This is a genomic window from Anatilimnocola aquadivae (assembly GCF_049819085.1).
Classification (GTDB): domain Bacteria; phylum Planctomycetota; class Planctomycetia; order Pirellulales; family Pirellulaceae; genus Anatilimnocola.
Map to the genome: position 1 here is coordinate 6993204 of NZ_CP187419.1, position 11286 is coordinate 7004489.

Below are 11286 nucleotides of genomic sequence, written 5' to 3' on the forward strand. Positions count from 1 at the left end.
TTTGCTTGTTCCGAATTTGCTGCGAATTGACAATGGCAAAGGCAGCGGCACAGAATGAGAGTCGGCAAGTTGCATTTCCATGTACCTTGCCTCCGGAACAGACGTCAGTTTGCCCACTCTCATCTTCAAACTGACGCCAGGCGAGAGCTTGCGGGCTCCGCTGTCACGCGCTGAAAACACTGAGCGAAGCACCCCCGGTGGGTCGTCGCGGCAATCCTGCTGGCGACGATAGGCAAGGGGTCATGCTGCCGCTTCGCTTATTCGGCGAAGCGACGAAAACGGACATCACATCCCCGGACTGGAGAATTGCATCGTGGCTCGTAAGGGAGACTTCACCGAAATTCTGCTCCGCCGGCGGATTATCAGCCAGGACCAACTCAACGAGGCCAAACAGGTTTCGAAAGACTCGCGGTCCAACGTCGCCGACACACTCATCAAACTTGGCTATGCCACCGGCGAAGACGTCATGAAGGCCGTGGCCGAGGAGCACGGACGGGCCTACATCGATCTGAGTGAAACGACGATTCCCGAGCATATCATCGAACTCGTGCCGGAATCGGTAGCCCGCGAAAACGCGATCCTGCCTCACTCGGAGGTCGACGACGCCCTAAAGGTAATCGTCAGCGACCCTTACGACATCGACACCATCGAAAAGCTGCGATTTATCTTGAATCGCAAGATCGAGATCGCCCTCGCCCCGCGCGACAAGATTCTCGAAGCGATCAATAAGTACTACAGCCAGATCGAAGGTGAATCGGCGGACTCGGTGCTTCAAGAGTTCACCGATACGGCCATCGACTTCACGGAAACGGAGGGGGCAGCCGTCTCCAGTGCCCAGGAAATCGTTGATGAGAACAGCGCACCGGTCGTCAAGATGGTCAATCTGATGATCTCGGAAGCCGTTCAACTCCGGGCGTCCGACATTCACGTCGAACCGTTTGAATCCGTCGTGCGAATTCGCTATCGCATCGATGGCATTTTACACAAACGCGATAGCCCACCTCGCCGTCTGCTAGCGGCGATCATCAGCCGCATCAAGATTCTGGGAAAGATGGACATCGCCGAACGTCGCCGCCCCCAGGACGGGCGGATCAAGGTGACCGTCGGCGATAAGGATCTGGACCTTCGCGTCAGTATCATTCCCACCGCACATGGCCAGTCAGCGGTCATGCGGATTCTCAACAAGGACAATATCAAGGTCGGTGTTCGTCAGCTGGGCCTTTCGGAGAACGACTTCACCAAATTCCAGACGCTGCTGAAGCGACCGAATGGGATTGTGCTCGTCACGGGACCCACCGGTTCGGGGAAGACGACAACACTCTACGCCGCGCTCAACTCGATGAACCGGCCGGACAAGAAGATCATCACCGCCGAAGATCCGGTGGAGTACTACCTGCCTGGAATCAACCAAGTCGAGGTGAAGCACAACATCGGGCTCGACTTCTCTCGCATTATCCGCGCGATGTTGCGGCAAGCCCCGAACGTGATCCTCGTGGGCGAAATGCGCGACGAAGAGACGGCTCAGATGGGTATCCAAGCATCTTTAACTGGACACTTGGTTTTTAGTACGCTACACACGAACGATGCGCCCAGCGCCGTGACGCGCATGGTCGATATGCATGTGCCGTCTTATCTCGTGGCAAGCTCGGTGGTAGCGGTGCTTGCCCAGCGTCTGGTGCGGCTGAATTGCTCGAAGTGCAAGCACCCAATTCAGATCCCCGAATCGATTTTGACGGATGCCGGGATTCCTCTGAAGGTCGCGGAGAGAGCGACTTTCATGAAGGGAAAAGGCTGCGGACATTGCAACAAGAGTGGCTATCGCGGCCGGCAAGGAATCTTCGAGCTGATGATGATCACCTCGAAGATTCGGGAGCTGATTTTCAAGAACGTCTCGTCCACCGAGATCCGCAAGGTTGCCATGACGCAGGGCATGAGCACCCTCTATGTAGACGGTATTCACAAGACATTGAAGGGTATAACCACTCTTGAAGAGGTATATCGCAACGCCAAGCGGACCGAGCAGGACGTGATCGAGTAGAGACGGTTCGCAAGCGTATCAATTTGCTCGCGAATTTTGATTGACCAAACTTTGCCGGCCGGCTCAATCGAGCGCGAGGAGCACCGAGTCGGCGAAGTGAAAGTCGGCAGCTGGTGATTATCGCGGATCGCCCGTAGCGACTGCCGGCGAATAGGAACTGATGACCCCTGAGAACGAGCTGCCAGCGACCGTCGGGCTGATGTTCGCCCAGCCAGTGAACTCCAACGGTCCAGATCCTTCCCAAATCGTGTTCAAGCAGTTTTCACAGGCAATTGATGTTTTTTCGCGACAAAAGTTGTCGCACCTGCGCCGGGCAGTGATAATCAAGCGTCTGCTCGGAACAGACTCTACTCATCAGCCAGGCACAAAAACCAGACACAAACGGATTGGACAGACTCCTGTCGTCAATCACGCAGCAACAGACAACTCGAACGCTCGCCGGGACGGCGGCAATCGATCTAGCGCAGGCGGGTCTTTACCAAGGGTTCTTACCCAGCGCGAAATCGGCGGCGGCACTTCGAGTTTGAAAGACGATTTGCAAGAGGCGGAGCGAAATCTTCTTTTCGCTCCCACACTTTTAAACATACACCTCGGATGAAATGCGGCTGAGTGCCTCGCGCAGAGTTCGCGCGCTGCACGCACCGGTAAAGGATTCGTATGGCATCCATTCTGATCGACAAGTTGTTGCAGGCGGCCATCAAGCAGGGGGCGAGTGATATTCACATCGTCACTGGGCAGCCTCCGGTATTTCGTCTGCACGGCCGCATGCGCAAACTGGAAACCAAGGTGCTGGAGCCCGAAGACTCCGTCGCACTAATGAAGAGCATCGCCCCCGAGCGCTGCCAACGCGAGTTGCAGGAACGAGGAAGCGCCGACTTTGGTTTTGCCTTCGGCGATCTGGCCCGCTTTCGCGTCTCGATCTTCAAGCAGCGTGGCCACGTCTCGATGGTGCTGCGGCAGATCCCGAACAACATGCTCACCCCACAACAGTTGGGGTTGCCCGACGTCTGCGTGAAACTGGTGATGCGTCCCCGCGGTCTGTTCCTAGTCACGGGCCCGACCGGTTCCGGCAAGAGCACGACTCTCGCCAGCCTGGTCAACTATATCAACGAGACGGTTGACCATCACATCATTACGATCGAAGACCCGATCGAGTTTTATCACTATCACAAGAAGTCGACGGTCAACCAGCGCGAAATCGGCGTCGATGTGCCGAGCTTCTCGGAAGCGATTCGCCGCGCTCTGCGACAAGACCCGGACGTGATCCTCGTCGGCGAAATGCGCGACTTGGAAACCATCGAAGCGGCCATTTCCGCCGCCGAAACGGGCCACGTGGTGTTCGGCACCCTGCACACCAACAGCGCTCAAGGCACGATCAACCGTATCATCGACGCCTTCCCCGGCAACTTGCAGGACCAGATCCGCACTCAGCTTTCAACTTCGGTGATTGGCGTGGTGGCTCAAACGCTGCTGCCCAAGATCGGCGGCGGTCGTTGTGCGGCCTATGAGATTCTGGTCGTTACGCCGGGCATCGCGAACCTGATTCGTGAAAACAAGACGTTCCGCATCAACAGTGCCATTCAAACCGGCACCAAGTTCGGAATGCAGCTGATGGACGACCACTTGTTCCGTCTGTGGATGGAACAAAAGGTCACGCTCGAAGACGTGCTGACGAAAGCGCAGAACCAGGATGAACTGGCCAAGCGCATTCACAATGCCCAGCGCGGCATCATGGACGACCCCACACAACAGGCAGGCCCCGATTTGAATGCCGCACCGCGCGGTGGCGGACATTAGTTGAATGTTGCGAGTACGCGTTTTTCCCCAGACCCAAATTCCTCACACCTAGCTCCCAATCATGGCCATTCGTCGCATCGGTCAAATTCTGGTGGATATGGGTTTCATCTCCGATGACCAATTGGAGATGTTGCTCGAAGAACAGCAGAATCGCCCGGGCACCTTGCTCGGCAAGATCGCCATCGAACTCAATCTGGTAAACGAAGAGCAGCTGGTGCAAGCGCTCTCGGAACAGATGGGCATGCGCGTGGTCGAGCTGAGCGACATTACTCTGTCGCAAGACTTGCTCAACAAAGTCAGCGAGTCGATGGCTCAGTTGTATCGCGTGGTGCCGGTTCACTTCGAAGGGAACCGCCTGACGATCGCCACTTGCGATCCGCAAAACATCACCATCCAAGACGAATTGCGTTCGCTGCTGGGTTACGAAATCCGGACCGTCATCTCGACGGAAACGGAAATCCTCAAGACCCTGGATAAGCACTACTCGTCGGACAAAGACACGATTCAGGGCCTGATTAATGAGCTAGAAGACGACAAGGACCTGAAGAAGGCCATTCAAGAGGCCGAATCGGGCAAGCACGACCTGAATGTCGAAGACCTCGCCGATAGCGCGCCGGTTCGCAAGCTGCTCAACATGGTGCTGCTCCTTGCGATCAAAGATCACGCGAGCGACATCCACTTCGAGCCCTTCGAAGACGAGTTCCGCATTCGCATCAAAGCTGACGGCGTGTTGTTCGAAATGGTGCCGCCACCACGTCACTTGGCGTTTGCCATTACGACCCGCATCAAGGTGATGGCGAATCTCGATATTGCCGAACGCCGCCTGCCGCAAGACGGTCGCATCGAACTCACCGTCGGTGGTCACCCGGTCGACTTGCGCGTAAGCGTACTGCCCACGCTGTTTGGCGAGAGCGTGGTTATGCGAGTGCTCGACCGCTCGGTCGTCTCGCTCAATCTGGCCAAGGTGGGTCTCGATCCCGCAATGCTCAAGACGTTTCGCGGCCTGATCGACCGGCCCAACGGCATCGTGCTGGTAACGGGCCCGACGGGTTCCGGCAAAACCACCACGCTCTACTCGGCGCTCACCGAACTCAACTCGATGGAAGACAAACTCATCACCACCGAGGATCCCGTCGAGTACGAAATCGAAGGGATCGTGCAGATTCCCATCGATCACGATATCGGTGTGACCTTCGCGGCTTGCTTGCGGGCCATTCTGCGGCAAGACCCCGACGTAATCCTCGTCGGCGAGATCCGCGACTTGGAAACAGCCGAAATCGCCATTCAAGCCGCCCTCACCGGTCACATGGTGTTCAGCACACTGCACACCAACGATTCGCCCAGCACGATCACGCGTCTCAAAGACATGGGCGTGCCCACGTTTTTGATCACCGCTACCGTCGAAGCGATTCTGGCTCAGCGCCTCGTACGCCGCATCTGTGCTGCTTGCCGCGAAGAGACTCCCGCTTCGGAAGAGCTGCTCGCCGAAATTGGCATGAAGCTGGAAGACGTCAAAGACAAACGCTTCTTCCGCGGGCGTGGTTGCGAAACCTGCAACAACACCGGCTACAAGGGACGCGTTGGTTTGTTCGAGTTGTTGATCGCCAACGACACGATCCGCGACTTGATCATGCAAAACGCGTCGGTCGACGACCTGCGCAAGTGCGCTCAAAGCTTTGGCATGGTTACGCTGCGCGAGTCGGGCCTGTCGAAAGCCTACGAAGGCGTCACCACGCTCGAAGAAGTCGCTCGCGAGACCATTCAAGAAGCGTAACAAGCATTCAGGAGGGGCGTAGCTTCTGCCGAGCCGAAGACTTCTCTCCAAACGATAAGCAGTATCCAGTAGTTCGATTTAGCAGTGCGAAATAGTTGAGGACAAGGCGATGCCTACCTTTCAATTTGAAGCGATGGATGCCACTGGCGCCGAAATCCGCGACGTCATCGACGCGGGGTCGGAGGAAGAAGCCCAGGCCACCATTCGGCAGATGGGCTACTTCGTCACCAAGATCGCTGTCAAAAAGCAATCGGGTGGCACCAAGAAGAACGCCAAGGGTGGCAAAAAACGCAGCTTTGCCATCGGCGGTGCCAGCACCAAGCAACTCGCTCTGTTCACCAAGCAGCTTTCGATTCTGCAAGACGCGGGTCTGCCAATCGTCCGCAGCTTGCGCATTCTCGAGATGCAACAAAAGCCGGGCAAACTCAAAAACGCCCTGATGGACGTGGGCGAGGAAATTGAAGGCGGTGCCACGCTTTCGGAAGCGATGGGCAAGAGCCCCAGCGTCTTCAGTCGCTTGTACATCAACATGATCAAGGCGGGTGAAGCGGGCGGTGCTCTCGAAGTGATTCTGCGCCGCTTGTCGGAGTTCCTCGACCGGTCGGAATCGCTCAAGCGCAAGGTCAAAGGCGCGATGATCTACCCGGTGGTGGTCGTGCTCGTGGCGTGCTTGATCTTGATCTTCATCATGCTCAAGATCGTCCCCGTGTTCCAAAAGATGTTCGAAGAGTTCGGTCTCAAGCTCCCCGTAATGACCGAAGTCCTCATCAATCTCTCGAAGTGGATTGTGAAGGATGGCTGGTGGTCGTTGCCGCTGATGCCCGTAGTTCTCATCATCTTGGTCAAGCTCATTCGCAAGTTCAAACAAGGCCGCATGGGCTGGGACTTGTATTGGCTCAAGCTGCCAATCATCGGCATGCTCACCGAAAAGAACATCATGGCCCGCACGACGCGTACCCTCGGTACGCTCGTCTCCAGCGGTGTGCCAATTCTCGAGGCCCTGACGATCACTCGCGAAACGGCCGGCAACGCCATGTTCGAACGCATGTACGGCAAGGTGACCGACGCGATTCGCGAAGGTGAAACCATCGCCAAGCCGATGGGTGCCAACGCCCGCGCTGGCTTCCATCCGGTCGCGGCCTTTTTGTGGTTCGCCAGCGGGGCCTTCATTCCGCTCATGATCATGCTGCTGCCTGGCGTCGCCGCCAAAGCCGGCTACATGAACTTCCTCAGCTTTGCCGGTGCCGCCGGCATCTGCGGGCTGGCCTATTACATGCTGAACATGAACGCCCGCGTGGTGGATGAACTGGTGGTGAATATGGTCGACGTCGGTGAAGAAACCGGCGAACTCGACACCATGCTCTACAAGGTCGCCGACTTGTTCGACGAAGAAGTCAGCACCCTGACCGACGGCCTCATGAAGCTGATCGAACCGCTCCTCATCTGCTTCCTCGGTGGTGCGGTCGGTTTCATCGTCATCGCCCTGTTCCTACCGCTGATTTCGCTCATCCAAGGTTTGACTTAGTTCCTGTTTCGACAGGCAAGAAGCCTAGCCCCGCGTTTCACCCTCATCTCGTGCAGTTGCGATTGTTTTCGAAGGAGTTGGTTATGGTTACTCGGCGACGGTCGGCTCCGCGGGCCTTCACCCTGGTCGAAATGCTCGTCGTGCTCGGCATCATCGCCGTGCTCATCGGCCTGCTCCTCCCGGCGATTCAAATCGCGGTGAACAGCGCACGAAGAGCAACGATTGCCTTGGAGATCAGCCAAATCGATGCTGCGTTGAACACCTACAAGCAACAGCGGGGCGAGTATCCACCGAGCTTCGGCGAAAACTACGCCGATCCCGCTCGTTACTCATCGGTAGTCGAACGCCATTTGCAGCGTTGCTATCCCAAGATTGGGACGGCGCATAAGAAGCTGTTCTACGACGAGATTGAAACCAACGCGATTGATCAGGGTGAAGCTCTCGTGTTTTGGCTTAGCTCAATCAGTACCAGCCCTTCGACGCCGTTTGACACGACCTCAACTCGCTCGGGCTATTACGAGTTCGATGCTCGTCGCCTCTCGAACGACGACGGCGATAAAGTGCAAGAGTTTCTAGCCAAGAATTCGCGTGACACGCCGTACATGTACGCCGAGTTCCGCACCTACTCCAAGCACTTGACCACTTCGAGCGCCATGTCGGCCATGAGTGGCAAGTACTACACACAGCCTTACTTCGCCGACAACACAGGCAACACTGCCACCACACTCAAGGGGATGAAAGATAAGAGCTTTCAAATCATTTGTGCGGGCTTGGATGGTGAGTTTGGCGATGTGCTCGATAACTCGGGCGGGACCTACAACAACCTGAAGAAGTACCCCAGCGGCACCAATCTTGAGACTGGTGATCTCGACAACATTACCAACTTCAGTGAAGGCCGCACTTTGGGCGACTCGCGTCCCTAGTACCTGGCCACGAACCGCCTCTACGACCACGAATGTTCAGGATCGCTCTTATGAATCAGCAACAACCTCCAACGACGAGCCGCAGCCCACAACGGCCGGCTCGCGCGTTCACGGTGATCGAACTGCTGGTCGTGATGTTGATCCTCGGTCTACTCGTGGCGATGTCGCTCACGGCGTTTAACTCCGCGATGGAGCAGTCGCGCGTCTCGCGCACCAAAGCCATCATCGCCAAGCTCGATTCACTGATCATGGAAAAGTGGGAGAGCTACCACAGTCGTTCCGTGCCGATTAAGCCGATCTATTTGTCGGATCCAACGAACAAAAATAATGTTCGCCTTGCAGCACGAAACCGTTTGTTTGCCCTTCGCGAATTGATGCGATGCGAATTGCCCCACTGCCAGGAAGATGTTCAGGATGCGGTCTCACAAATTCCATCCCAACCCGCTCTGACTCGGGCCTACAACCGCAAGGCTCCGTCGGGCACTTGGACCTCGCAATGGGAAGAAGCGGAATGCCTCTATCTCATCATTTCCTGCATGCGGGACGGTGAACGGTCGGCATTGGAGTTCTTCACCGCTGACGAAATCGGCGACATCGACGGCGATGGCGTGAAAGAGATTCTGGATGGATGGGGCCAGCCCATCATGTTTCTCCGCTGGGCCCCTGGCTATGCAGCCGACGCAACCACGCCGGCTCTCTCCATGCAAAGCGCGGACACGGCTGACAGTTTCGATCGGCTGAAGGTCGATTCTCGCAGCACCGACATGGACACCACCAACAACACGTTCGATTTGAAGCCGCTCATTTACTCCTTCGGACCAGACCGTGACCCGACGGGTATTCAACTCCCTGACGGGCCTGCTAGCTACGATCCGTTTAAATTAATCCTGGGCAAGTACATCGGCACGATCAGCGATAGCGCCGCAGTGGCCGACAACATCTCGAATCACTATCAGGAGGCCGAGTAATGGCCGCTCGCCATCCTATTCCACGTAGGCACGCGTACACACTGATCGAATTGCTTGTCGTCATTATGATTGCCATTCTGTTGATGGCCGTCACGTTGCCGGCTGCCAAAACGGTCATGGAGAATGCTCGCCCGCGTGAGGCCTCGCGCATTCTCAACGCGACCTTCGCTACGGTGAAGGCTCGCGCTGCTTCGACGGGTCACCTAACCGGTGTCGATATCGTCTTGTCGCCTGTAGGCGATCCTGCTGCCATGGTCGTGCCGCAACAAGCGACGCAAATGTATATGGTGGAAGTCCCCGGCATTTATGGTGGCGATACCTTAGAGTCGCTGGCGGCCGTCGATGGTGGGATGGGGAACAGTGGCTGGTATCCGCTGGTGTTTCATGACTCGCGCCCCACAGCCACGCCGCCCATGCCCACCGAAGGCGCATCAACGACTGGCACGGTCGAATCGCTCGTCCAGGCAGTGCCAGGCACCTACGACATTTCCACCGACTTGTTTGATATCCGCTTCGATCAGCGGGGCCCTTGGTACCCGGCGAGAATGAAATCGGCCAAGGTCTACGAGGTCAACATCACTGGCACTTTCCCAGCGTCGGTGGTGGGCAACTTCATGGGCAATCAATACCGCTACGCTTCCTTCCAACTTCGTCGTCCGCCCAATCGTGTTGGCAATCCCATCGAACTTCCCAAGGCCACCTGTATCGATCTGTCGTACAGTGGCATCGGACCGCAAGGGAACGAATTTGGTACGGGCCGCAAAACGCTTCGCATCATGTTCTCACCAGCGGGTGGCGTTCATTCCATCACGATCGGAACTGCCTCCGGGTCTGCCTCCAGCGGTTCGCCTCTCGGCACGGTTCACCTGCTCGTCGGCTTGCCCCAAAAGGTGAACGACCCGCTGGGTGCCAACTCGAATGGCTCGTTCGTCAAGAACATGTTCGATCCAGAAACCTCGAACCTCGCCGACCCGAATGCCTTGTGGGTTTCCATCGGGCGAGCCTCGGGCCTGGTAACGACCACCGAGAATGCTCCGCCCGCTTTTTCGACGGTAACCGATGCCAACGACGCGATGCAACAGCTGCAGTATCTGAATACGGCCCGCACCTACGCGACTGCTCGTGAGCAGAAGGGGGGCCTGTAATGGCTCAGGTTTTTGTTCAACACGGGCAGCGCGCGACGCGCGGCGTCAGCTTGCTGGAAGTGCTGTTTGCCATACTCATCACCAGCATTGGTCTGATGGGGGCGATCGCCATTTTTCCCGCAGCCATGATGCAAGCTCGTAAGGGCGCACAGGCCGATTCGACGACGCACGGCGGCATCACCAGCATTCATGCGTTTGATGCCGAAGGCATGCGGAGGCCCGATCGCTGGCTGTATCACAACGGTACTGCTTATACGCAGGTCGCGACGCCGAACGGTTCGATTGCCTATTGCATCGATCCTCGCTTCATCGCCGCGAATCCCAACGATGCGAACGCGCACAAGTTCCCGTACAACAGCAGCTCCAGTGTGATGGGCCGCGTCACGCTCAATAACGGCATCCTCAACTCGACAACTCCCATGTCGAAGCTGATGGCTGATCTCCACTTTGAGATCAGCGACGATCTTTCCTTCGACCGCTTTCGCGATGGTGTGGTCGTCCGCGATAACACCCTGCAAGCCGCCTCGATCTTTGTCCGCGACGGCAGCAACAACGCTCTCAAGCGACAAACCGAAGGGCACATGACGTGGATGGCCACGCTCAGCCCCAAGCTGGAACGGATGCCCAACGGTAGCACCTTCGAAGATCGCTATGTCCTTTCGGTCGTCGTCTTCTACGATCGGCCGGGCGATCTCAAGGCCGATACGACGGGCGATCGCTTGGCGACGGAGTGGGAACTGCGCATCAACAACACGGGCTTTTACGATGGCGGTGTGAATGGCGGCTCGGTCCAGCTGACCGACAATTCCACTTCCCTCACCGCCGAAGAGCGTGCTCGCCGGCTCGATATCCGCTCCGGTCAGTGGGTCATGCTGCGATCCAGCACGTCGGCAGGTTCGCCCGCGAAATCCATGCCTCTCTGCCGTTGGTACCGCGTGGTCGATGCCGACGAACCAGACACTTCCACCAACACCGTCGATGTCACGCTCTCCGGCTCCGATTGGGAAACTGCTCAAACCAGTCCCGCCAACACGGCCGACGTGGTGGTGATGCAGGGTGTCGTCGCCGTCTTCGAAAAAACGATCAAGCTCGAACCGAAACAATAGCTCACTCGGC

Annotated in this window: 9 protein-coding genes; all 9 read left to right on the plus strand. The window is 57.1% G+C overall.

Annotated features, from left to right (window positions below; genetic code table 11):
- Positions 1-313 precede the first annotated feature (313 nt).
- The 9 genes from NA78x_RS27735 to NA78x_RS27775 all read left to right on the plus strand — a co-directional run bounded on the left by NA78x_RS27735 (position 314) and on the right by NA78x_RS27775 (position 11276).
- Positions 314-2038 (plus strand): GspE/PulE family protein, encoded by a 1725-nt coding sequence (locus tag NA78x_RS27735; protein WP_425615619.1) that lies wholly within the window; start codon positions 314-316, stop codon positions 2036-2038.
- Positions 2039-2198: 160 nt separating this feature from the next.
- A complete protein-coding gene (locus tag NA78x_RS27740) occupies positions 2199-2636 on the plus strand; it encodes a hypothetical protein (RefSeq protein ID WP_425615620.1) in 438 nt (145 codons plus the stop codon).
- Between the two features lie 59 nt (positions 2637-2695).
- A complete protein-coding gene (locus NA78x_RS27745) occupies positions 2696-3835 on the plus strand; it encodes a type IV pilus twitching motility protein PilT (RefSeq protein WP_425615621.1) in 1140 nt (379 codons plus the stop codon).
- A gap of 61 nt (positions 3836-3896) precedes the next feature.
- Complete coding sequence (locus tag NA78x_RS27750) at positions 3897-5609, plus strand: GspE/PulE family protein (RefSeq protein WP_425615622.1); 1713 nt, start codon at positions 3897-3899, stop codon at positions 5607-5609.
- 109 nt (positions 5610-5718) lie between these two features.
- A complete protein-coding gene (locus NA78x_RS27755) occupies positions 5719-7134 on the plus strand; it encodes a type II secretion system F family protein (protein ID WP_425615623.1) in 1416 nt (471 codons plus the stop codon).
- Between the two features lie 83 nt (positions 7135-7217).
- Entirely contained in the window at positions 7218-8057 is an 840-nt protein-coding gene (locus NA78x_RS27760; protein ID WP_425615624.1) for a type II secretion system protein, read from the plus strand.
- Positions 8058-8107: 50 nt separating this feature from the next.
- The gene (locus NA78x_RS27765; protein ID WP_425615625.1) at positions 8108-9025 is read left to right on the plus strand and encodes a type II secretion system protein; all 918 of its coding nucleotides are present in this window, start codon (positions 8108-8110) and stop codon (positions 9023-9025) included.
- Positions 9025-10170 (plus strand): pilus assembly FimT family protein, encoded by a 1146-nt coding sequence (locus NA78x_RS27770; protein ID WP_425615626.1) that lies wholly within the window; start codon positions 9025-9027, stop codon positions 10168-10170. Before NA78x_RS27765 ends, NA78x_RS27770 begins: the two co-directional genes overlap by 1 nt.
- Positions 10170-11276, plus strand: a complete 1107-nt coding sequence (locus tag NA78x_RS27775; RefSeq protein WP_425615627.1) for a type IV pilus modification PilV family protein — start codon at positions 10170-10172, stop codon at positions 11274-11276. Before NA78x_RS27770 ends, NA78x_RS27775 begins: the two co-directional genes overlap by 1 nt.
- Positions 11277-11286 lie beyond the last annotated feature (10 nt).

Bases quoted from the DNA above. Each gene is read 5' to 3' on its own strand.
- NA78x_RS27760 (WP_425615624.1), top strand. From the start codon at position 7,218: ATGGTTACTCGGCGACGGTCGGCTCCGCGGGCCTTCACCCTGGTCGAA.
- NA78x_RS27765 (WP_425615625.1), top strand. From the start codon at position 8,108: ATGAATCAGCAACAACCTCCAACGACGAGCCGCAGCCCACAACGGCCG.
- NA78x_RS27750 (WP_425615622.1), top strand. From the start codon at position 3,897: ATGGCCATTCGTCGCATCGGTCAAATTCTGGTGGATATGGGTTTCATC.
- NA78x_RS27775 (WP_425615627.1), top strand. From the start codon at position 10,170: ATGGCTCAGGTTTTTGTTCAACACGGGCAGCGCGCGACGCGCGGCGTC.
- NA78x_RS27755 (WP_425615623.1), top strand. From the start codon at position 5,719: ATGCCTACCTTTCAATTTGAAGCGATGGATGCCACTGGCGCCGAAATC.
- NA78x_RS27770 (WP_425615626.1), top strand. From the start codon at position 9,025: ATGGCCGCTCGCCATCCTATTCCACGTAGGCACGCGTACACACTGATC.
- NA78x_RS27740 (WP_425615620.1), top strand. From the start codon at position 2,199: ATGACCCCTGAGAACGAGCTGCCAGCGACCGTCGGGCTGATGTTCGCC.
- NA78x_RS27745 (WP_425615621.1), top strand. From the start codon at position 2,696: ATGGCATCCATTCTGATCGACAAGTTGTTGCAGGCGGCCATCAAGCAG.